The organism is Mesorhizobium sp. M1334, from assembly GCF_040317995.1.
Classification (GTDB): Bacteria; Pseudomonadota; Alphaproteobacteria; order Rhizobiales; family Rhizobiaceae; genus Mesorhizobium.
Genome location: NZ_JAMYLM010000005.1, coordinates 197,630 through 219,261 on the forward strand (window position 1 = coordinate 197,630; position 21,632 = coordinate 219,261).

The window sequence follows — 21,632 nt, forward strand, 5'->3', positions numbered from 1 at the left end:
GATGCCTCAGTAGTTCGGCCATGCCGGAGCGACGCCGCGGCCAAGTCGCGCGATGTTCGAACAGAACTCGTCGGTCGGATAGAACGCCTTCTGGTGCGCCGGCGTCCACAGCGACTGAGAGGCCCGCGACCTGGTGTTGGTGCCCGACACGACGGCCAGGCTCAGGGTGGTCTTCTTGTTCTCTCCGCCCGTGACGGCGGGAGATGATTCGGTCGGGTGCGAGGCCGTCCCGCTCCACAGCGCCACGATGCTCGACATCGGCTGGTAATGCTGATCGAGCGTGGTGAAGCCGATCTTAAGATCCTTGCCGCGCACATCCGGCATGGTGTCCAACACCTTTTGTGCGGTGGACGGATCGATGCCGGAGATACCAAACTCGACCGAACTGGACTGGCCGTTGACCAGCACTTCCAACGTCGGGATGTTCAGCAGCCTGCCACCGCCGAGATAGACGGTGTCATCCTCGTCGATGCTGTCGAAGCCGGCCGGGATGTCGTTGACGCCCGCCCAGATATGCAGACCGGGATCGGTCTCCAGCCGAAAGAAGATGCCGAGGATATGGCTTGTCGCCATCGCGTCGAGCACCGGCTGCGGCACATAGTTGACCGAGTAAGAGCCGATCAGATCCTGCCATGCCATTGGTCAGAACGCCTCGACAAACTGAAAACTGACACTCGCCTGCATGAAGCCCTTTGCCCGCCAGGCCAGCGTGAAGCCGACCGGGAACTTGCAGACACAGCGCGGCCGGGCGAATTCGATGCGGGTGCCCGCCACAGCCGCCTCGCGCAATGGGCGGTCGAGCGAGAGCAGATATTGCGAGCCGGTGTAGACGACGCCGTCGATCGTCTCGGTAACGTCGACGGGATCCGATGTCTCCCAGTAGCGATAGATCCGCCAACCTTTGTTCGGATGGCTGATCGAAAACCAGTCTGACCAACGCAGCCGGCGGCTCGCACCATAGATGTTGATGGTGACTTGGCCGGTGAGCCCAGCATCGGCGGCGACGGTGCCGAACACCGTCGCCTGGCTGTAGCCGGCGCCGTCCGAAAACAGCGAACCATCGGAATGCGGAATGCCGCCGATGATCGGCTTCGGAACACCATTGAACAGCGGGAACGGCCCCATCCAGTCCGATCGCACCGGCACGTTCATGAAGCGGAAGGATCCGTTCATGCGGGCCGACACCCAGTTGATGTATTCGTGCTCCTCCGGCCGCTGCGCAAAGCAGTTTTCATAGCTGGCGACGAAGACGCCACCGCCGGTGGTTTCGATCGTGACGGATTCGCCAAGCCCGTTGCTGCCGCTCTCGAGGCCGCCGCCCTTGGTGTCGAACGACATTTCCGACGCCTTGATGAAGCCAATGTCGAGCGTCGGCAGGCCCGTATAGCGACCCATGCTGCTCAAGCCTTCTGGGAGTTGTAGCGGCGCTGCAGTTCGCCGAAGCCGCCGCTGGCCTGCGCCTCGTGATAATCGCCGATGGCCTGCTGCGCACCCTGCCGGGCCAAAAGGCGGATATGTTCGTCGCCACTACCGCCATAGACATTGACGTGGAGATTGACCTCTTGGCCGCGTCCGCCGCCGCTTGCACTCATGTTCGCGTTTGCAGCCATATCCATCGAACGGCCGTGGCTGCGAATGACGTCACCGCCGCGCAGCTTGCGCAATTCCGGGCCGCGCTCGCCGACCCATGCCCAGCCTTCTGGAGCGTTTTCGGTGCCGTCGGCAAAGCCGAAAAGCTTTGGCAGGAAGCTAAGCAGCATGGAAAAGATGCCCCCTCCGCCGCCGGCGGCAGGTGCTGGAGTTCCTGCGCCTATACCCAACATGGCCGCAAAGCCACCGGGGTCCGGCGTAAAGTTGCCAGGCTTGAGACCCTCCAGGATGGAGGCGAGGCCGCCCTTGCCGCCGACGCCGCCCGTCAGTGCATCGACCGCGCTGGTGACGGAACCGCCAAGCCCCCCAAGGTTCTGGGATGCGGTGATGGCATTAGTTGACATCTTGTCGAGCGCCGTCGTTGCCGTGTTTGCCGATGCGCCGATGCCGTAGCTCTCGGCACCAGGGAAGAGCGCACGCTGGTTGTCGTTCAGACCGCCCGCCCACGAGCCGCCGCCCATGCCGACCTTGCCGCCGCCGAGATCGAAGTGCATCTGGTCCATGGCGCCATACTTGCCCTTTGGCCCGCCAAAGTAGCCGCCCCAGCGGAACTCATCGTTCAGCTCCGGATACTTCGCCATCTGAACCTTGCGAGCGTTCTGGGCGAACTCCTCGTACGCGCGGAAGCTGCTCGCGTCCTGATAGTTTCCGAGGCTCTTTCCCGACGCGAGATCAGTCAGGTTGACGTCGGTCGCGAGACCCCGACCGTGGAAGCGGGGGTCGCCAGGCCTATATCCTGAGAAGGCATCAACCTTGTAGCCTGGGGTCTGGAGAGCGGCCGAGTTCAGAATGTCGGTCAGCCTGGGATCAACGCCAGCCTTGTAGTTGCCGACCATCGACAGAGCGCTGCCGCCGGCTGCAGCGAGCGGCGCGCGCGTCACCGCGCCCGGCGCATAATTATCGTTGGCGAAGGTACCAACGGTGCTGGCTGCAGCAGCACCAACACCAGCGCCGCCGGCGCCAGGCATCTGACCAGTCAGCCATGAGGCGAACCATGTCGCCAGGCGGTCGAAGATGTTCGCCAGTGACTTGTCCATCGACGCCGTCAAGGCGCTGAGAACCGCTTCCCCAAGCGCCTTGCCGACATCGCCGCCATTGCGCAGCAGTTCCGATTTGAAGTCGGTCAGGAAGCCGACGGCGAGGCCCTTGGCATCGGCGAAACGTGCGATGTCGCGCATCTGCTGCGCGGCTGGCGAATTGAGGTCGACGTCGAGGCCTGCGCCTTGCTGGCGCGAGGCGATCTGCTGATCCTGCGCCGAGCGGAACTGCTGCTCCCGCTCGAAATTGAGGTCGGCCGCCAGCTTCGCCTTGGCTGACGCCTCCGCCAGAGCGGCGAGCTCGGCAGTGTTCCTGCGGATGGCTTCGGCCTCTTCGCCATAGAGCGGGATGCCGAGCTTGCGGATTTCCTGCTCCGCCTTGAGCACGGCGATCGCGCGGTCATGCGCTAGCGTGTTCTCGCCGATCAGGCCGAGCTCGGCGCGCTGCGTCTCGAGGTCGATCTCCTGGCCGTGGATGGTGTCGCGCGCCTGCTGGAGGGCACGCAGCTTGCCGTATTCCGCGGCCTTCTCCTTGATGCGGGCGATCTCGGCTTCATCGGCTGCTACGTTGTTACGCGCGGCCTCTTCGCGGACCTGTTGCTCGAGTTGGAACGCCATCCGGAGACCTTCTGTGGCCGCCGTTGTGTTGCCGATGAGATCGGCGTCAAGCTTTGCCGAGGCCAAGGTCTGGTCGAGCGAGCGCTTGCGCTGGTCTTGTGCTTCCTTCAGCGCATGCTCGGCTTCGATCAGAGCCTGCTTGCCGGCGAGCTCGATCCTGGTTGACCTGGTGCCTGCGGTCTCGTCCGAGTTGACGGTTGCGGCAGCATGGGCACGTGCGACCGCGGCGAGCTCCTGAGGCGACTTCGCGTCGAGGCTGAGCTGATCCGCGTTGAACTGCTGCTGCATGCGATATTTGGCGCTTATCTCCATTGCGGCGAGCTCGTCACCGGCGGCGCCTTTCGGAAGGATGCCTTTCTCCGGCAGCCGGATCTGGTTGATACGATCGAGCACCTTGGCGGTACCGTCGAGGTTCCCCGACGCCGACATGGCCGCTTCGGCGATACCCATGATCTTGTCACGGATGCCCTGCAGGCCTGGGTTCTTGTCGACGATCGCCTGCGTGTCCCGTTCGAAGGTTTGGAAATCGGGATGGGCGGTCTGGAGCCCTTTGCTGAGGTCCGCGATAGGAGCGGCAAAATCGGAGAACTCGGATCGGGCTTGGTACGAGCCGGACTGATGGTAGCCGGGCACGACGAATCGGGCGAGCTGATCGAGAGTGTCTCGATTGGTTGCCTTCGCGGCTTCGCTGAGCGTCTCGTTCTCGCGCCGCGCCGCCGCTGCTGCTGCGGCCTGCGACTTCTTTCCAAAGTCCTCCGCTTTGACCCCAGCCATGCCGTAGGCCTCGGCAAGTTCGTCGACAGCCTTGCGCTGGGCTTCCGTGGCATCCTTCAGCGATTTGGTCTGTGGCAGCAGCTTCGAGCCGAACTGGATGCCGACGGCAACAACGGCGGTGAGACCGACGGCGACGAGATTAATCGGGCTGAACAGGCCGAGCACGGCCGAGCCTAGCATCTTGGCGGCGCCGGCTGCCCCCCGACCTCCAAGCGAAGTCTCCATTGCCATGCCGAGCTGAGTGCCCTGCTGAAGCGCAATCATCATCGGCGACGTGCCCATCGCCGATGTGACGGCAATGTCCTGAAACTGATATGTCGCGTTGGCGATCGCGGGGTGGTTCCCGCTACCATTCTGATTGGCGGCCATCCGGCTTCGCGCCATGGCTTGCGCCTGCGCCAACTCATCGGCGGATATCGCGCCCCTTGCCGCCAGCGCCGAATATTCGGCCAGCTCGGCGTTGACGCGATCTTGCGCCGCAGCCAGCGGGTTGAGCTCGGCGCGAAGAGCGGCAACCCGCGCCGCCATCTGATCGGCTTCGGCGCCGGCCTCCTCGAAAACGGAGGCTGAGGCGCGCGCCGACTTGCCGGAGTTCGCCATCACGGACGAATTGAACTGGTCGGCGAACAGTGCGCCGGCCTGTTGCGCACGCAGCTGCGCCATCTGATCGAGATGGGCGAACTCGGCCTCGAAAATCGAGGCCGACGAGCGGGCGCCAGTCGATGGTGTAGTCTGCACGCCCAGGACGGTGTTGAACTTGCCTTGGTTCGCTACCGCGATCTGACGGCCGTTTTCGGCCTGCTGGTCGGCACGGGCCGCCGCGATCATCGCCTGATGCGCAACGGCGGCTTGCGCCAGAGCCGTCACCTGACCTTCGATCTGAGCATTGGCGGCGCCTACCGCAGCCGCAAGCTGGACCTGGCCTTTTGCCGCCAATTCGGAAGCGTTGGCATTGATGCCGAGCTTCTGGTTCATGCCGACCAGGATGGTGGCTGCCTGTTCGACCGAAACTTTGCCGGTTTCGAGTTGGCGATTGAGACCGCGAAGATCGCGCTCAAAGGCCTGCGCTTCCTTCTGGCCCTCGACGTATCGGCGCGTCAGCATCGATACGACGTTGCCGGAAGCACTGATCTTGGTCTCGGTCGCCGCAATCGCTTCGCCGACGGCCTGGGCCGAGGCGACCATCGCGCGATCGGCGGCGACCTTGTCGGCCGCCCCGGTCTTGTACTTCGAGGAATCGATCTCCGCGCCGACGCGGAGGCTGGACAGTGCAATGTCGTTCAATGTCTCAGCCTCCCTTTTCCTTGGCCTTTTCGGCGACGTGGTTGAGCCATTCGGTGTCGATGGCGATCATGAATGCGTGGAAGCGCTCGAAGGCTTCCCCTTCGATGCCGTAACGGCGCGCGTAGGCATCGTAGGCGACGAAGCTGATCGGCATTTCGCCGCCCATCGCCCCGTATTGGCGATCGAACTGAAGCGCATTCCAGGCACGACGGTAGAACTCGTGCCAGCGTTCTGACCGGGCCTCCTCCGGCCGTTTCGGCACCGTCTCGGCCGGGACTTCGTCAGGGTATTCCCTGGCCAGATCAGCCAGCCAGTCATGATGGCCTTTCCGCTCGAGGTCGTAGCGGAAGGCCGCGGTCAGTTTTTTGAGGCTGCTTCCTCGAACTCGACCTTTCGCTTGCCGACGATGCCGGCGCACCATCTGACCATGGCTCGGATCACACGATGTTCTTCTGCAACGAGAACCGATCCGACGATGTCGGCCGAATAGGGCACGTCCAGGCCGCGCCAGCCGAGCAGAAGATGTTCGATCGCCAGCTTGCCTTCGGCCTTTGCCTGCACATCGGCAGGGATGGTGCCGCTCGGATAGGCTTGCCGCAGCTTCTCCAGCTCGGCCTGGTATGCCGTGGCATAGGGCGGATAGTTGATCGACCGCGTCAGGAATGAGAGACCCGGCAATGGGACCTGCTCATATGGCTTTTCGGGATTGAGACCCGGCCATTCCTTTGGCTCGATCCAGTCGCCTTCGCGCTCTTTCGTGAGATCGGCAGCCAGGCTGCCCAGTTTGACCGTCATGTGGGAAGTTCCTTTGTCGGAAGGGTGGCGACGGGTCCGACAACCCGCCGCCTTCTTGCGCAAGCTCTGTCCCGCTGTCGGGCGGGATCTGTCATTCATAGTATTCGAGGCGGTCGAGCATGATGTGCGAGGACGTCAGCGTATCGAACGACGCCTGCGAGGTGAGCGGCAGCTTGGTGTCGGTGTTCTTCGCCGTCGCATTGGCCTGGCCGTCGGTGTAGGTCAGGCGCGGTACCGCCCAGATCAGCGCCTGGCTGTTCTTGGCGATGCGGACGTTGATGTTGGTCGCGGTGCCGGCAAAGAGCTTCGCCAACAAGGCATTCGATCCGAAATACGTGCCCATATTGACGTTGACGTCGACCGAGCCCTTGCCGATGTCTTCTGGGCCGACCAGACCGTCGGAGCGGATGCCGCCAATCATGCGGAGATTGTTCTTGACGGTGAACGTGGCCGATTCGATGAAATTCGGACCACCGACCGGCGTGCCGTTTTCCGCGATGCGGCCGACATTGACAGCCGCCGCCATGATCGCATTGGTTGTCGCCGCATCCGGCGATGTATCCAGCGATGTCGTATCCTGGGTGCCGGTCAAGCCGGCGAACGTCATCGTCCAGGTGACAACCTGCTCCTTGACGAAGTTGAAGACACCCTGGTCGACGACCATGCCGCGCTGCGCGATATAGGTCGGCGCAGCCTGGTCCATGAAGCCGCGCTCGATGGTCTGGCCGAGCGTCAGGACTCCATTCTTCAGCTGATCGCCGAAGAACACCTTGACCGTCTTGCCGGTGCCGGCGTCGGTCGTCCAGCCCGTCGGCAGGTTGTCGAGCGTCAGTGCCGCGGCGGCGATGGCGGTGATACGCGCCCAGCCATTGCAGGCGGCGGTAGCGAACTTGTCGCCCGCTGCAGTGCCGCCGATCTTGATCCACTGGCCGACGGCAAGCCCCATCAGCGTGAAGTTGAGCGCCGTCGAGGTGAGGCCCGATGCGGCGGCCAGAATGTCGCCAGAGGCGCCCTGGAAGCCGACGACCTTGATGCGCGCGGCGGCAGGTGGTGCCGCTTCGGTGACGAAGCCGGCGCCGAGGAACACCGGCGAGGTGGCGTGGCCGGTCGTACATTTGAAGATGCCGTTGTTGGCCGGATCCGTGAAGCCGGTGAATTTGGCGATCTGGCTGGCAACAAACGCGGCGCCGGTGAGGCAGGTGACGACATCGGTGGTGCCGGTCAGAGCGGTTATGACGCTGTCGGCGGTGCCGTCATTGTCACGCGATGGGGTATTCACCCAGGTGTTGCAGAACAGCGATTCCAGCCAGTCGGAGAAAGGCGAGCCATTGGGCGGCCACGACAGCTCACCGTTGATCGGCCCATCATTCATCTCATTGACTTTGATAGGGTCGCTGTTCATGCGGTCTTCGCGTATCTCTTCCGAGGTGACGAAGGCCGGGGCGAAGCGCAGCGTCTCACCTTTCAGGCGTGCGGTGCGCATGCGCGGCGTGGTCGGCGTGGTGCCGAGGGTCGCCTCCCGGACGTGAGAGAGGCGCAGGCGATTTGCGTCCGACATGACATTTCTCCATGGCAAATAGCGCCGCGGTCAGGCCGGGGCGGAGGGCTGCGGGGATCTTGGGGAGGTGGTTACTCGGAAGCGCGGCTTTGGTCGGCGCCGGCGGGCTTGGATTTGGCGGGCTTCGCCGCCGCGGGCGAATTCAGGAAGCCGCCTTCCATCAGGCCTTCGACCGTATGCGGCGACAGATCGGCGGTTTCCGCCACATGATCGCCGGCGGCGAACCGTTGCAGCCTCGTCTTGAAGGATTTCAGAACCCTTATCATTGGTCGCGTCTCCAATCTATGGTTGCGGTCATGCGATAATAATTCCCGTCGTTCTTGCCGGGCTCGCCGGCGCCGATCGAAGCGGCGCGGAAGGTTAAGGTGCCGATGTCGAGACCTTGGAACAGGGCAACGAGCGCCGTCGCATATTGCCGTGCCAGCCGTGTCCCGATGCCGTTGCGGGTCATCACGTTCAGGTAGAGCTGCCCCCACTCGCGAAAGAGATTGCCGGTTCGCGGTTCGGCGCCGATCGATTCCTGGTCGAAGCTGTCGCCATAGATCTCGACGAAGACGAAGTGTGCCGGATCGTCGGGCAGTTCGGTGTCGAAATTCTCGAAGACGAGCGGCGTCGTCGTCCACTGAGCGGAGAGGTATTGCTCAATTGTGTCGTAGGCGGTGAGGCTGGACATCAGAGCGCGTTGATGATGATCGAGGGATAGGTGATCGGTTGGCCGGCCTGGCTATCGGAACGGCCGGCAAGCGTTTCGCGCCCGGCGCGAAACGCACTTGATCTGCGGTCTTGCGCAGCCAGCCGCGCCGCCATGTTCACGGTCCCCAGCCGCTTACCCTGCGCGCGCCAGCCCTCTATCACCTGCTTTGGAACGCCGTGCCATGTCGCCAGCGCGGCGGTTGATGCACTGCGCTGCTGCCCCTTGAGCACATACGGGATCGTCGGATGGACACCGGACGCGATATTGAGGAATTTGGTTTCGAAGTTGAAGGCACCACGGAACCGGTTGCTCATCGCATTCTTGGTCCCGTCGAAGACCCGACGGCGCTTGACGCCGGACAGGCCGCCCTCGACCTTGCGGATATAGGGCTGGAAGTCGGTGATGATGACCTCGGACTCGCTCGGGATCGAGGCGTAGTTGGTGACTGGCTGGCCGCCGACGATCACGATAAAGGACGCCGCGAACCGGCCGGACTTGCGCGGGCTGCGCTTTGCCAGCTCTGCCAGCGCGGCGTTGATGACGAGCGGCCAGTTTGAAAACACATAGAGGATCGAGCCCGGAGCCACGACGGCTTCCTCCGGCAACCCGGCGACACCGTTGACATAGCGGTCGTATTGCGGTGACGCGCCGGCAGAGATCGCTAGCTGCAGCTCGGCCTTCGCGTACTTCGCAAGCGCGGCATTGATGGCCGCCGGCTCCAGTCCGGCCGTAGCCAGCTTGAGGTCGCGCTCGAAGGTTTCGAAGCGGGCCATCAGCCAGCCACCGTCAAATCAATCCGCACCAGCTCATTCTGGACCCGGATATGCTTGGCGAACTCGACATTCCGGACCTTGCCGTCCTGCACGATCTTGTCGTTTTTCTTGACCGGCAGACGCCACTGCGCCCGGTTGATGTCGGTCGGACTGAGCACGACGCGCGACCAGGACTGATCGACTGCGCCGACGAGCTCCTCCGGCCGCAACGGCCGGATCGAAGCCCGAACATCGGCATCGAACGGGATCTGGATCGCGCTGGGACCAAGCGTCAGGCGGCGCAGCTTCACGTCCTCGCCGGCATCGAGCAGCGCGGCGTCGAGATCAGCGATCAGTTCGGCCGGCGTCGTCACCTGGCGTGTATCCGGCCCGACAGCACGGTGCTGCCGGCATAGGTCCCGGTGGAGACCAGCTTCAGCCGCAAGCGATCACCGAGCACGCCGTCGATCGCCGTGTCGTCAGCCAAAGCCCCATCGGTCGGGACGACCTGCGTCAGTTTCGGCGTCAGCGCCGAGAAGTTGAGCACCGCCGTCTCACTTGCCGTCTGGAACAGCACACAGGCGATATCAACTGCCGTGGTTCCACCATCGAGGCTGGTTTGCAGGTAGGCGCGGATCGTGGTGCCGCCACTGCCATAGGCGAGCCGCAGGTTGGCCAGCGCCGCCAGCATGCCTTCAAGGTCGGTGATCCAGTCACCGACCTGTGTCCCGGCGACGGTAACAGCGAGATCGCCGAGCGAGTAGAGGCCAGGATTGTCCATCATGCCACCATCATGTTGCGGAAGCGGGCGAGCTGGCCGGCGACGATGTCGGGGACAGCGCCCTCGTTGGATTGGCCGGGGACGGAGCCGACCCAGTAGCCGCGCTCGACCCGGCGGACGTCAGGGATGTCGACGACCTCGGATTTCAGCGCGGGATCTCGCTTACTTTCGGCCCAGGCCAGCCGCATGAAATCCATCGCGGCCTGCTTGAGGTCGCCGGGAACGACGGTAAAGCCGGCTTTGTAGACGGCCACGACCTTTCCGGCGCACCAGTGACGCGGGCAGTCGTCGGAAAGCCTAGTCACAAGGCCTGATTCCGGATCGACCGTGAAGCTGACCTCGTTTGTCAGCGTAACGCCATCTTCGATCAGGCTCGTAATCTCGACATTGTGCCGGCGTGCCAGAACCAAAACAGCAGCATCGACCCTGCGGCACGTCTCGGTCAGCGTTTCCTGCAACAGCGTCGGCTCGGCCCCCGCCCCGATTGCGACGTTGCACTCGGCCATGATCGCGGCCCCAAGCCGCAGGTCGAGCGCGGCCAGTCTCGTATCCTGGCTGGAATCTGTCACGCCGATTGCCTCGCGACGCTCGGCTTGGGTCAGCAGCGAGCGGTCACTCGCCGGTGTCGTGACCGCCAGGACGGACAGCATTGATCAGCCCTGCGCAGCCATGCGAGCGTCGGCGATCTTGCCGAGCACGACATCCTTGCTGTCGCCGTCGACGACGGCGATCTTCTCGGCTTCAACGATCTTGGCGAGATCTTCGTCCGAAAGCTTCATGAGGTCCCCCAGGATGGCATCGCGCATCTTGGCCTTCTCGCCTTCGGCCTTTGCGGCGGCCTTTGCGGCTTTCTCGTCTGCCTTAGCCTTTGCGGCTTCAGCCTTCGCAGCTTCCGCGATTTCCTCGGCAGTGCTCCGCGAGGCATAGCCATGCGGAGGATATTGCGACGCCGAATAACCGGCTGCCACGTACTCAGTGACGGTGGGGCCATCATCGCGCAGGTCGTCTTTGGTCGTCTTCGCTGTATCCGGCTCGCCGATGAGGCCAGCCTTCTGCAGACCTTCTGCCATCGAGCCGAACTCGCGCTCGTCGCCGGGATTGAGGTTGATGGCCTTGATGCCGTCGAACGAGCACGGGAATGCTTTCAATACCTTGTGCATGGGGGATCATCCGATCAGGAAATGGAACGTGCCGGTCTTCGCGTTGCCGCCAGCGGCGATAACGATCTTGATCCGGTCGTTCGCGATTGCGATGTGGTCGTTGACGGCCGCGCCGGCCGCGGCGAAGAGAGCCGCGACACCGGCCGTGGAGTGTGTCGGCTGCCGCGGCGCGACGGTCGCGGAGGCATTGACGTCGGATTGCTGCCAAATCGTCTCGCCGGTGGCCTCTGATGTGATCGTGAAGTCGACGCCGTCGGCGAAATCGGTCTTGACGTACCTGGCCTGCAGGATGCGGCCGGTGGCCGCACCCTCTGTGTATGCCGTCGCCGAACCGTCGGCGGCTGTGGTGATGGCGACGGTCTTGCGCTCGACATGCATGTCGGTCTCCGATCAGCGCGTGATCAGGGCGACGAGATGGATGCGCGGCGAACCGCCGGCACCGCCACCAGTCACGACGAACTCGATGGCTTGGCCAGCGGTAACGGTCCTTGCCGCCGTTGGCGTAGCGACATCGACGTCGCCGGCGGCAGAAGCCGCCGTCGCGATTGTCACAACACCGTTGGTTACGGGCACGGTTGCGATCTTGGCCGTAACGGTGATATCGGCGGTCGAGACGGCACCATCGATGACGGTGTAGATCTTGCTGATGTCGCCGGCATGCGGCGCCACCGCGAAATAGGACGCCTCAGCCGATCCATCCGCGATATCCAGCGAGATCGGATAGGCGTTCAGCTCGGCGGCAGAAGCGGTGAGGCCGGTAAGGGCAAGCGTGTTTTCGTCGACCGTGACCCCGCCGACGACGAGGGCGCCGCCACTCTCGACGGTGAGCAGACCGCCCGATGCGACGACGAGTTCGTCGCCGCCCTGCTTGCGATAGACTTTCGGCTGGTAAGAGGTATCAACCATGGGAATTCTCCTTTGCTACGAGGTCGCCGTGGGCGCCTCTAGCGCTGTGCGCTTCGGAGGGAGGGAGCGGGCCCGGAGGCCCGCCGGTTAGTCGGAGACGTAGGTGGATGCCGCCACGGTGGCGCCCTGCACGGACGGGAAGATGCGCGGCTTCAGGAGCACGATGACGCTGCCGAAAGCGATGTTGGCGGTCGCACTGGTGCGGACGCCCTGGATGTATCGTTTCGACGGGTTCCGGACTTCCACGATCAGGAGCTGACCGTTGATGTCGTCATTGACGACGCAAGTCTTGGTGGCGGTGGCGCCGGTGATCGCCGCCATCCCAGTATCGGAGTCATCATCGTTCTGTTCGACTTTCAGAGTGCCGACGCCGGTGGCGACGCTGTCCTCGATCGAAGTGATGAACATCGCCGACTCGTAGTCGATCATGTCGATACGGGCGGAGTTGTCATCGGTGTTACTGGCGAGAGCGACTGCAGCCTTCGCCCAGCGGCTTTCCAGATTGGCCAGAAGCCCATGAATGTTCATTTCGGTGTCCTCCTGGGACGATGAAAGGGTGGACGGGGCGACGACGGTCGCCCCGCTGGTTTTTCGTGGGGATCTGGGTCTTCTTACGAAGCCGCGATCTTCATGAGCTTGATGGCTTCGAACTCGGTGACGTCGCCACCGACGCGCTTGGTCGTGTAGAACTTCACCGAACCCTTTTTGGTGTAGGGATCGCGGAGCGTTACCGACCCGCGGCGGTCGATAATGGTGTAGCCGGCCTTGAAGTTGCCGAAGGCGATCGGCAGAGCGCCGGCTCCCACAGCGGGCATATCGGCCGCGTTGTAGACCTCGTGACCGATGAGGATCGAAGGTTTCCCCGCCTGCTGGTTGGGCTGCCAGATATACCGGCCGTCACCGTCCTTCTTCAGCATAAGATTGCCGACCGTGGCGCGGCGCATGACCCATACGGCACCCGACACGTAGAAGTCCTTGAGCGACGACATCAGGTTGATCAAGGCATCCCATGTCATGTCGGTCGCGGCGCCGCTGACGATTTGCTCGATCTTTCCGCGAGTGGTGCCTGCCGGATAGGTCAGAAAACCGCGCGGCCTGCGCGGCGTGTTGCCGGCTACGAAAGCTGTTGCTTCCTGCCGGCCGAACCGCTCTCCGACCTTTCTCGCGAGAAACCCTTCGACATCGAAGTCGGCGTCCTCGAGCAGCCTGGCCGACACGCGGGGCATGGCATAGATCTCATGAACAGGAATGCGCTGGACGCCACTTTCCGGGGTATCGGTCTCGTCGCGATCCTCATTTTCGCCAACCCACCCGGAACCAGCTTCATCGTCGTCGATCGGAAATTCCGCAACGTCGCTTCCGATATTCTCGACGGATGCGAGCTGCCGCATCGGCGAGGATTCATACTGGACCGCGAGCATTCGGCTCATGACCGTTGGGCTGACCTGGTAGCCACCCGACGGATCCGTTCCGACAGACATCGCTTTCTGCTGCTCTGCCGGAATGTTCATCACATTTACCTGCAGATGACGCTTGAACGCCTCGCTGTAGGCCTTGATGCCTTCGAGGTCGATCTTGTCGTCGGACAGATCGGTGCTGGTCTTGAGTTCGCCGCGCGAGGCCATGGCCGCCTTGGTGAAATCGCGGGCGAGCTTCAGTTCATCCTGTCCGTCCAGTGCGGAGCCGCCCATCAACCTGGCGCGGTTGAGCTTGCGCTCGAACTCGTCCATGCGGGTCCCGGCGCCCTTGATCGATTCCTCGACGATCTTCTTGACCTGCGCTTCGATCGCCGCATGCTTGGCTTCGACACCGGCGGTCAGAGCTTCGAGGTCCTTCTTCAGCTGGGTGCCGTCGCCGGCATCCTTGCCGACTTTCTCGGCATATTCGCGGACCGATTTGAGGTCCTTCTCCATTGAGGTCTTCAGTTCGGTGACGTTGTCGCCGATCTTCTTGACCTCTTTCTCGACGTCCTCGAGAACTTCCTTCATTTCGGGCATATCTGCCTCCTTGGCTAGTTGGGGATAATGAGCTTGCTGGTGGAACGCAGCCGATCCAGCAGACCCTTGACTTGATCGTCCCCAGCCTCGCGCCGTACGATCTTGGTGAGACGGCTCGTCACGTCACGAGCCGCATTCTTCGAAATTCGTCCACCGCTTGCCTCTCGCAAGAAGTCTTCGAAATCCGAAAGAGTGGCGATTGCGTCGATGTCGACCGCCTTGACGGAGCCGACTAGCGCTTTGTCATTCGCAGGAAACGTCACGATGCTGAGCTCGCGCAGCTCGAGCTCATGCAGCGTGCGCGTCGGATCGGTCGGCTTCGTGCCGACCGTGAATTTCTTGGCGCGATAACCGATCGACAAACCGTCGAGCGATCCGGCCTTCATGCCTTCGTAGATCAACTGGCCGCGGTCGGTGCCGAGCGCGAAGAGCTCGCCATCGACCTTCAGGCCCTTGGAGTTTTCCTCCATCGATGTCCACTTGCCGACCGGCAGCATGTCGTCGACTGGACCGAAGAAGCCGCCATGCTGCAGTAGCATCGGCGGCAGCTTGCCCTTGGCTTCCCAATCGCTAAGGCTCTTTTTGAAGGCACCGCGCTCGATGACATCGCCATAACTGTCGACGTTGCCGAAGATGGCGCCATAGCCGGAGAACGTGCCATCCTTCGCACCGGCGGAGAACTTGAACTCGAAGTCGGCCTGATACCTATCCATTGGCGGACTCCTTGCTGGCTGCCGGCTGTTTCGTTGGACGCGGATAGCCGTCGTCATCGATGGGGGAAGCCGTGATCGGCACGTAGAGCCGGCTGCCTCCAAGAATCGGCGGCATCTCATCGAAGCCACGGACCTCGTCCGGCGTGACCCATCCGGGGTTGCCGCCACCGCCCAGCGCGATCTTGTAGTATTCGGCCTTGTCCTTCATGGCCGGGCTGAGGAACGCCTGCTCCGTGAAGGCGAGGTAGTAGCCGGCCTTGCGTTCCTTCGGGGTCAGCAACCACCGCTTCGCCGATGCGGCGACGCGGTCGTGCCAGGGCCGCACCGTGTGGACCAGATGGGCAAGGAACAGCTGTTCCGCCGACGCGTATGTCGGGGCCTTGTCTCCGGAAAAACCGACCATGATCGGCATTACGCACATGCCGCGGCAGATCTCTTCGACCTGGAATTGCCGGACCTGAATATGCTGGGCATCGACGCCTGTCATGGCGAGCGGCTGCCATTTCAGGCCGTTGTCGAGGACGGCCGTCTTGAAGCGGTTCGCCAGCCCGACCTGGTGCGCGGTCCACTGGACGCGGAGACGATCGCGCGCCGCCTTGCTCAGTTCCTTGTCGGTGGTCAGGATGCCGCCGGGCTGTGACCCGTTGCTGTGCAGCCTGGCATGAGTTTCCTCGGAGGCGATCGACAGGCCGATCGCTTCGCGCATGAGCTTGATGGCATCCATTCCGACGGTGCCGTTCCATGACGGGCCGCGGATATGCCAGATCTCATCGGATTCGAAGGTGCCGTAGACGCCCTCGAACAGCTGGGCGCGATACGTCATACGACCGTCGCGCTCCAGCTTGGGATGGACATCGCAGAGCGGGACCAGTTCGTCGACCTGGTTGTTGACCCGGCTGATGTACGAATAGTGATTGAACGTCAGAGCGAGGTGAAGGCCAATGGTCTCACGATATTCCAGTCCGCTCTGATAGCGGTTCGGCGCATCCTCGAGCGCAGCGTAAAGAGGATGCTCGCGATCTTCCCTGCGAGTCTTGCTCCCGGGTTCCCGCTGGTAGACCTTGCAGGGGACCATCAGGCCTTCGGCGATGCGGCGGCTGCAAGCCAAAACCGTGGTGCACTGCAGCGCGGTCTTCCACGTCACGTTCGGCCCGGATTTCGCCAGACCGCCACCAAAGAGGCCAGACCATATCTCCTCCAGCGGGCCATACCTGATGTCGCCACCGTCACTCTTGATCTGGAGGCCGTCAGCGATGGCACCAAACAGTCCGGCCATCACTCGGCCTTGCCCGGCTTCTTGGCGCTGATCAGGATGACGCCGAACAGAAGCAGGCAGCCGGCCGTGATGAAGCCGGCAGGCGGCGATATCTGCCAAGCTCCGTAGGAAATGAGCCCAACCGCGGCAAGCCCTGCACCGTCTCGGACGACGACAGGTAGCGCGCGGCCGAAAGGTCTGCCGATCGCGGTCAATGCCGCGCCGATTTTGCCGAACATCACATCACCATCATGTCTTCGTCGTCGAGATAGGAGCTGTCGGCAATCACGATCGGGTCAGGATTGGTGACCATGACCGATACAGCGTCGAACAGCGCCATGGCGGGATCAATCTTGGCATCGCCGGCATTCTGCTTGGTGGCGCGAATGGCCGTGGCCGTCGGCTCGATTTTGATGTTGCTGACACACCAGTTCATGAGCTGGCTGGGCTGGTGTTTCAGCGTGCCGTTCGCAACCTTTCGCTCGGAGGTCTTGATGGCGTTCATCAACCGATAGCCCTGACCGACACCGACCAGGTTCTTGTTTCCCTCCGTCACGCCGATGAGGGCCAGCGCGTCGGCGAGCTCGCCGTATGGCCCCTCGACGTCGATCGCCACCGCCGCCAGCAGCCCAGCTTCGAGGATGCGTGAGACCAGGATTAGGACTCCGGCGACGTCCTTCGGCAGCAGCAGAGCATCGCAAGGTTCGAGCAGCGGCACAGTGCCGGCGACATCGACGAACTCATCGTCGATGATCTCGATCTCGCCGAGGTTGGCGAAGTCCAGCAGCTGTGCGGCGATCGTCAGCCGCCGTTCCAGCACGCTTTTGTGGCACCACGCTTTCGAGATCGACAACCAGGTCTTCGTCGCCTTCTCGCGGCCGAGCGCGCTAGCGCCGAACAAGTCATCGAGGCCGCCGCCGTCAATGCCGACGACAATTGCTTCCGAGCGTTCAATCAAGCTGTCGAGATCCAGCTCCGGTTCTTCAGCTCCGGCCCAGAACTCGGCGCCGGGCCAGCCGTCGGTCTTATGGCCAACGCCCATTTCGATGTTGAGATATTGTGACGCCCACTCACGGATCGAGCGCTCGCCCTTCTCTTTGTCGGAATTCCAGCCCTGGACCAGGTCCTTCAGGTGAACCGACCGCCCTAGGTTCGGCTGCACCATCGGCCAGTTGGCTGGATCACGCCATTGTGCCGGGTCCTTGGCGATGTCCTGCGGAAATTCGAACATCACCGACAGCGTCGGCCTTGCTTCCTTGCCGCGGAATTCACCGTCGCGATGTTTGCGCGCGCTGTGCAGTTCATCCTTGAACGCGCCGGCCGGGATGTCGTCGCTCTCGGTGGTCGTAATCAAGAACTTGCCTTCGGGCGTCTTGTCGATGCCGCCGCGAATTTGCCGGATCACCTTGCCGGCGTAGGATGATTTGCCGAGCAAGTGAATTTCGTCCAGGTGCGCGAAGATCAGGATCGCCCCGGTCAGAATATTCAGGTCGAACGTCTTGACCTTCATTTCAGAGCGATTGACCAGATCCTCGATCGTCTTGAGGTGATCGCGCGGCCGAAAGCGCCGCTTGAGGTCCGGCGATTCCTCGATCATGCCGACCGCCTGCTCGTAAGCGCGATCGGAAATCGCCTGAGTTGGCCCGATGAACAGGGCCTCTGCCCGGGGCCGGCGGTTCATCAGCATCACCGCCAATGCCAGGCCGGCACCGTATGAAGTCTTCGAAGAGCCCTTGGGTGCCAGGACGAAGATGTCACGGATGAAGTTCTGCTGCGAGACCGGGTCCCACGATCCAAACGATGTCGCGACGATATCGCGGAACCACTGCCCAGCAGCATCGGCGAGCCGCGGCTTGCCAGGAACGTCGGGAAGCTTCAGCTCGTCGAAGAATGCGAGGCCCATGTCGGCCTCGGATCGGATCAACGGCAGGTCCGGTATGAGCGACCGTCCAGTACGGATCCGCTCTTCCCAGTCCGGGCAGCTTAAATCCCACATTTGCCGCGACGCATCAGTTCACTGGATCCTGCCGGCGCGCCATCAGGTCGCCAAGGCGGTTGCCCCGATCCGGCTGATGAGCCGCCGCCGCCTCCGCTTCCTTTTTGCCGAGCTTGGGCGTCTTGGTGGGCTTCACCGGCTGCCCGGCCTGGCCATACAGCATGAGATCGTTCTTCTCGACGAAGTCCCGGAACTCTTTCCCGGCTGCGACATTGCCCGCCATGAACAGTTCCCACAGCTTGGTCGCCATGGTCGCATTGAGACGATCCCGAGCCACATCCCGGAACTTGAGCTCGGAAAAATAATGCTTCCGCAAAGTCGGCAGTGTCACGAATAGCGCCGAGGCGATCCGTGCATTCGACCAGCCAAGCGACACTAACATGCTGACTCGATTCCGGTTTTTCTGGCTGGCGATGTGCTGCGGTCGACCGCGCTCACCCCAGTTCGCCGGAACGGCCTCGCCAAAGAGGTCCAAAATCTCACTCATCGAAAAAAAACCTCTGAATGAGCCCCAAGCGGTTAGGGGCCCCATCGACCCCCAGAGATTTGACCCGCCCCCCCTTGGTCAGGGTCGGGCGGCCATCCTCTTGGCCCGCTCGGCCAGCGTCTTCTTGGTGTGCGATGCCCCGCAGCGGAGCATGATGTTGCGCTTGTCGAGCGGCGCGCCGCCGTCCCTGAGCTCGACCACGTGATCACCGAACACGCGCATGCCTGGCCGGTGCGTCCTGCCATCGCAGTGCGGGTCCTCGCATCTGCGACCTCGCTCGGCAACGATCTCTGCCATCAGCTTGCGCCACTCAGGCGACAGGTAGAACGGCTCCGCCGTCTTGGGTGCGACCTTGACCGTGCGCGTGTCCATGGTCCGGATACCCGGAACCATCATCTTCAGCTTTGCCAAGGGAATCTTTTCCATTGCGGGGAAGCATGCCGGGCCGCGCCCTTCGCTTCACCTGGGTCCTGCTGGCGCTGCCACCATCTACGGCGTGCGACTCTGTCAGGTCATCCTGGGTGGGACTCGCTACTATCCTTTGTCGATTTGATCAAGACCGAGGGTGACGGGCACCGCACGCCCAAAGATCATCACCTCGACGCGCGCACGTCCGTCATCACAGAGCTCGCTCACAGTGCCCGGGAAGCTTGCGAATGGCCCTTGGTTCACCCTCACCATCTCGCCGACCTTAAGCCCCTTCGCTATCTCACCAATGGCAATCACGTTGCCTTCGAGGAAAACCTTTAATTGCAAGACTTTCTCGTGCTTTACCGGGAAAGGTTTCTCGTCCGCACCAAGCACGCCGATGATGCCTCTGACCGTCCGCAGACCGGCCCAAGCCTCCGCTTTAGGGACCACGCGAACGAACATGTAGCCGGGCCAGGCGAGCATCTCCACCGCCTCGCGGCTGGTCCGCTTGCGACCGCCACGACGCCGATCCGCCACCTTCATGAACGGAAGCCAATGCTCTACATTGGCCTCGACCAGAAGGTTATCCACAGCCATTTCGGCATGAGCATCGGTTCGGATCACATACCAGTGCAACGCCGATTCGCTCTGACCAGCCGCCGCTAGAAGCGCCTGGCTGCGGCGTGACATGGCCCGCACCTTGTCGACCGCGTCCAACTGCCTGTCTGTCGGGCCGATTGCTTCCGCCTCACTCAGCCGCTTCACGTCCGCCCGCATCATGGTTCCCTCGCACCGCTTGTTCGAATGCTTCCAGTCCTGCCGGCCCGCCAGCCGGGCAATACACCACGTCGATCCGATCGAACTCGGCCAGCCATAGCCATCCGCGCTCAAGGAACTCCGCTTTCCATGCTGCCAGCGTGTCTGTGCCCTGCGGCACCGGCTCCATGGCCGCTTTCAGTACATGCCAGCGTGGCCCGAATTCGGCGCCGCCCTTTTGCCGCAAGAGGGCGCGGAAGGTCCAAAGGAATGGCCATGCCTCGCGCAACTCGGCGTCGGAAACGAATGGCTTCGACAACGCGAGGCCTTTGGCCTGACCGTCCAGCAATTCAGCGAACAGGCGGGCCATTCCAACCGGCCCGAGGCACTTGGCCCAGCCTTCCGGCCGAGCCCGCTCATCCGGTGGCAGACGTGCAATCCGCTGCTTTTCGGCGCGCTCCAGCACACCGGCGTCGAGCCCTGTCCACGTCTTCCCCTTGAAGAACACACCGACGGGCACCGGCGTCTTTTTCCGGGCAACGAGGTCGAGCAGATACGGATCACGCCAGCGTTCGGCCTCCAGCCGTTCCTCGCTGCTCAGCGAGGCGAACCGGGCCGCAATCCACCCCGGCGACGAGGTATCCCAATCTGGCCAAGGGCCAGCCATGAAGCCCCGGCCGTTGCAGAACCGCATAACCCGCTTCTCGAAGGCCGCGGTGCCAGGCGTGTCCTCGCCGATGACTGGCGCTGCATCACCGGATGGCGTCTCTTCACCCGTTTCCTCGCGCTCGCGCTCTCTCTCGACTGGACTGGTGTTTGGAGTGTTTACTGGACTGGTCTTATCCTGGTGGACGTGCTCCACCACCTTCGACCCCTCAGGTCCACCACCTTCAGGTGCGGAATCCACCACCTTTTCGGCCTCGGAAGGTGGTGGAGCAGTTCCACCACCTTTTTCATCGTCATCCGGCGGGCACGGCGAAACCAGGTCGCGCTCCGGCCATCGCGGCGCATATTGGTTGCGCTTCCATTTCTGGCCCCGGAACCCATGCTGCGAGATCGCCAGCCAGCCAGCCTCGCTCGCCACAGCGAGGTGCTTCAGCACAGTCTTCTTGTCGAGGCCGCTGTAGCGGCAGAGATCGGCCACAGATGGGTAGCAGCTCTCTCCCACCTCGTTCATGAACATGCCGACCGTATGCAGGACCGCTTTCGTCGTTGCCGGCAGGCCCGACAACGCGAAGGCATGGCGCCACGACCAAGCTATGGAGGCTTCGCGGCTCATTCGGGTTTTCCACTCCTGAAAACCCGCACGGGCACGCGGGTGTCCGGAATCAGGACGGCTCTGCTCGCAGATTCCACAGCTTCGATCGCAACGGCCAATGGGCAACTGAACCATTCACCGTCCAACCGATACGTCTTTAGCGCCCGGTGAGCGAGAAACTCACACTGCTGGGGGTGATCAGTTTCCACCACATGCGCGATTTTTGCGCCGATATGCCGGCGGCGGTTTATGGCAACAAGTCGCCGAACCGGATTCGTCGAGTAGCCTACCTTCAGGCCCCCATGCTCAGCGGTAGCAATGTAAATGAATGACTTTGTTGCTTCCGTCACGTTTCCCCCGCCCAATTGTGGAATGGCCAGTCGCAGCGCAGATGCCGTCGGACGTCCGCTATTTCCGCCTCGGTCGCGATCGACGATCCGGCAAAGACCGTGTCGTCTACGAATTGAGTGAGGCGTATGACCCCAGCGACTGCAAGACGCGCAAGAATGCCTTTCACATGCGATGGATCCTCGGTGCCGAGCAGTCGGTGCATCTCGCCGATGTCGATCATTGACGCTCCCATGCCGAACCGGTCGGACAACAGGATCAAGGCGAGCCGATGCTCTGGACCGAGAAGAAAAGGACGACCTGTTTTACGGATCGTCTCGAACGCGAAGGCGATGTTTGCTGTTGAGCCTATGGTCATGACCATCTCCATCTTGACAGCGGCACGATTGCCGCTGCCGGAGA

The 21,632-nt window shown here is 62.6% G+C and carries 27 protein-coding genes; all 27 read right to left on the reverse strand.

The window, feature by feature from the left end:
- Positions 1–6: 6 nt before the first annotated feature.
- Positions 7–639: a hypothetical protein gene (locus NKH17_RS12475; RefSeq protein ID WP_352970882.1), complete on the reverse strand. Its 633-nt coding sequence runs from the start codon at positions 637–639 to the stop codon at positions 7–9.
- 3 nt (positions 640–642) lie between these two features.
- Positions 643–1,395, reverse strand: coding sequence for a hypothetical protein (locus tag NKH17_RS12480; protein WP_352970885.1), 753 nt, complete (start codon positions 1,393–1,395; stop codon positions 643–645).
- A gap of 5 nt (positions 1,396–1,400) precedes the next feature.
- On the reverse strand, positions 1,401–5,363 hold the full coding sequence (locus tag NKH17_RS12485) for a phage tail length tape measure family protein (protein ID WP_352970888.1): 3,963 nt from the start codon (positions 5,361–5,363) through the stop codon (positions 1,401–1,403).
- Positions 5,364–5,367: 4 nt separating this feature from the next.
- On the reverse strand, positions 5,368–5,625 hold the full coding sequence (locus tag NKH17_RS12490; protein WP_352970890.1) for a phage tail assembly chaperone: 258 nt from the start codon (positions 5,623–5,625) through the stop codon (positions 5,368–5,370).
- A 95-nt stretch (positions 5,626–5,720) separates the two neighbouring features.
- Complete coding sequence (locus tag NKH17_RS12495) at positions 5,721–6,158, reverse strand: hypothetical protein (protein ID WP_352970893.1); 438 nt, start codon at positions 6,156–6,158, stop codon at positions 5,721–5,723.
- A gap of 91 nt (positions 6,159–6,249) precedes the next feature.
- Positions 6,250–7,716, reverse strand: a complete 1,467-nt coding sequence (locus tag NKH17_RS12500; protein ID WP_352970896.1) for a phage tail tube protein — start codon at positions 7,714–7,716, stop codon at positions 6,250–6,252.
- A 71-nt stretch (positions 7,717–7,787) separates the two neighbouring features.
- Complete coding sequence (locus NKH17_RS12505) at positions 7,788–7,982, reverse strand: hypothetical protein (protein ID WP_352970899.1); 195 nt, start codon at positions 7,980–7,982, stop codon at positions 7,788–7,790.
- Positions 7,979–8,389: a phage tail terminator-like protein gene (locus NKH17_RS12510; protein WP_352970902.1), complete on the reverse strand. Its 411-nt coding sequence runs from the start codon at positions 8,387–8,389 to the stop codon at positions 7,979–7,981. The genes NKH17_RS12505 and NKH17_RS12510 overlap by 4 nt, the downstream gene beginning before the upstream one ends.
- Positions 8,389–9,183 (reverse strand): hypothetical protein, encoded by a 795-nt coding sequence (locus NKH17_RS12515; protein ID WP_352970905.1) that lies wholly within the window; start codon positions 9,181–9,183, stop codon positions 8,389–8,391. Before NKH17_RS12515 ends, NKH17_RS12510 begins: the two co-directional genes overlap by 1 nt.
- Positions 9,183–9,536: a hypothetical protein gene (locus tag NKH17_RS12520; protein WP_352970907.1), complete on the reverse strand. Its 354-nt coding sequence runs from the start codon at positions 9,534–9,536 to the stop codon at positions 9,183–9,185. Before NKH17_RS12520 ends, NKH17_RS12515 begins: the two co-directional genes overlap by 1 nt.
- Positions 9,533–9,946, reverse strand: coding sequence for a hypothetical protein (locus NKH17_RS12525; RefSeq protein ID WP_352970909.1), 414 nt, complete (start codon positions 9,944–9,946; stop codon positions 9,533–9,535). Before NKH17_RS12525 ends, NKH17_RS12520 begins: the two co-directional genes overlap by 4 nt.
- A complete protein-coding gene (locus NKH17_RS12530) occupies positions 9,943–10,593 on the reverse strand; it encodes a hypothetical protein (protein ID WP_352970911.1) in 651 nt (216 codons plus the stop codon). The genes NKH17_RS12525 and NKH17_RS12530 overlap by 4 nt, the downstream gene beginning before the upstream one ends.
- Positions 10,594–10,596: 3 nt before the next feature.
- Positions 10,597–11,103: a hypothetical protein gene (locus NKH17_RS12535; protein WP_352970914.1), complete on the reverse strand. Its 507-nt coding sequence runs from the start codon at positions 11,101–11,103 to the stop codon at positions 10,597–10,599.
- 6 nt (positions 11,104–11,109) lie between these two features.
- Positions 11,110–11,481: a hypothetical protein gene (locus NKH17_RS12540; protein ID WP_352640704.1), complete on the reverse strand. Its 372-nt coding sequence runs from the start codon at positions 11,479–11,481 to the stop codon at positions 11,110–11,112.
- A gap of 12 nt (positions 11,482–11,493) precedes the next feature.
- Positions 11,494–12,009, reverse strand: coding sequence for a hypothetical protein (locus NKH17_RS12545; protein WP_352640703.1), 516 nt, complete (start codon positions 12,007–12,009; stop codon positions 11,494–11,496).
- Between the two features lie 87 nt (positions 12,010–12,096).
- Positions 12,097–12,537, reverse strand: a complete 441-nt coding sequence (locus tag NKH17_RS12550; RefSeq protein ID WP_352970916.1) for a hypothetical protein — start codon at positions 12,535–12,537, stop codon at positions 12,097–12,099.
- An 83-nt stretch (positions 12,538–12,620) separates the two neighbouring features.
- Entirely contained in the window at positions 12,621–14,006 is a 1,386-nt protein-coding gene (locus tag NKH17_RS12555) for a phage major capsid protein (protein WP_352970918.1), read from the reverse strand.
- A gap of 14 nt (positions 14,007–14,020) precedes the next feature.
- Positions 14,021–14,719 carry an HK97 family phage prohead protease gene (locus NKH17_RS12560; protein ID WP_352970920.1) on the reverse strand — a complete coding sequence of 233 codons (699 nt, stop codon included), beginning with the start codon at positions 14,717–14,719 and terminating at the stop codon, positions 14,021–14,023.
- Entirely contained in the window at positions 14,712–16,094 is a 1,383-nt protein-coding gene (locus tag NKH17_RS12565) for a phage portal protein (RefSeq protein ID WP_352970923.1), read from the reverse strand. The genes NKH17_RS12560 and NKH17_RS12565 overlap by 8 nt, the downstream gene beginning before the upstream one ends.
- On the reverse strand, positions 15,995–16,213 hold the full coding sequence (locus tag NKH17_RS12570) for a hypothetical protein (protein ID WP_352970926.1): 219 nt from the start codon (positions 16,211–16,213) through the stop codon (positions 15,995–15,997). The genes NKH17_RS12565 and NKH17_RS12570 overlap by 100 nt, the downstream gene beginning before the upstream one ends.
- Positions 16,213–17,877 carry a terminase large subunit domain-containing protein gene (locus NKH17_RS12575; RefSeq protein WP_352970928.1) on the reverse strand — a complete coding sequence of 555 codons (1,665 nt, stop codon included), beginning with the start codon at positions 17,875–17,877 and terminating at the stop codon, positions 16,213–16,215. Before NKH17_RS12575 ends, NKH17_RS12570 begins: the two co-directional genes overlap by 1 nt.
- Before the next feature lie 106 nt (positions 17,878–17,983).
- Complete coding sequence (locus tag NKH17_RS12580) at positions 17,984–18,445, reverse strand: hypothetical protein (protein ID WP_352970931.1); 462 nt, start codon at positions 18,443–18,445, stop codon at positions 17,984–17,986.
- A gap of 90 nt (positions 18,446–18,535) precedes the next feature.
- Positions 18,536–18,868: an HNH endonuclease family protein gene (locus tag NKH17_RS12585; protein WP_352970934.1), complete on the reverse strand. Its 333-nt coding sequence runs from the start codon at positions 18,866–18,868 to the stop codon at positions 18,536–18,538.
- Positions 18,869–18,991: 123 nt separating this feature from the next.
- Positions 18,992–19,648, reverse strand: a complete 657-nt coding sequence (gene nusG, locus NKH17_RS12590; RefSeq protein WP_352970937.1) for a transcription termination/antitermination protein NusG — start codon at positions 19,646–19,648, stop codon at positions 18,992–18,994.
- On the reverse strand, positions 19,617–20,903 hold the full coding sequence (locus NKH17_RS12595) for a helix-turn-helix domain-containing protein (protein WP_352970940.1): 1,287 nt from the start codon (positions 20,901–20,903) through the stop codon (positions 19,617–19,619). Before NKH17_RS12595 ends, nusG begins: the two co-directional genes overlap by 32 nt.
- Positions 20,900–21,232 (reverse strand): GIY-YIG nuclease family protein, encoded by a 333-nt coding sequence (locus NKH17_RS12600; RefSeq protein ID WP_352970943.1) that lies wholly within the window; start codon positions 21,230–21,232, stop codon positions 20,900–20,902. The genes NKH17_RS12595 and NKH17_RS12600 overlap by 4 nt, the downstream gene beginning before the upstream one ends.
- On the reverse strand, positions 21,229–21,600 hold the full coding sequence (locus NKH17_RS12605; RefSeq protein ID WP_352970946.1) for a hypothetical protein: 372 nt from the start codon (positions 21,598–21,600) through the stop codon (positions 21,229–21,231). The genes NKH17_RS12600 and NKH17_RS12605 overlap by 4 nt, the downstream gene beginning before the upstream one ends.
- Positions 21,601–21,632: the final 32 nt, after the last annotated feature.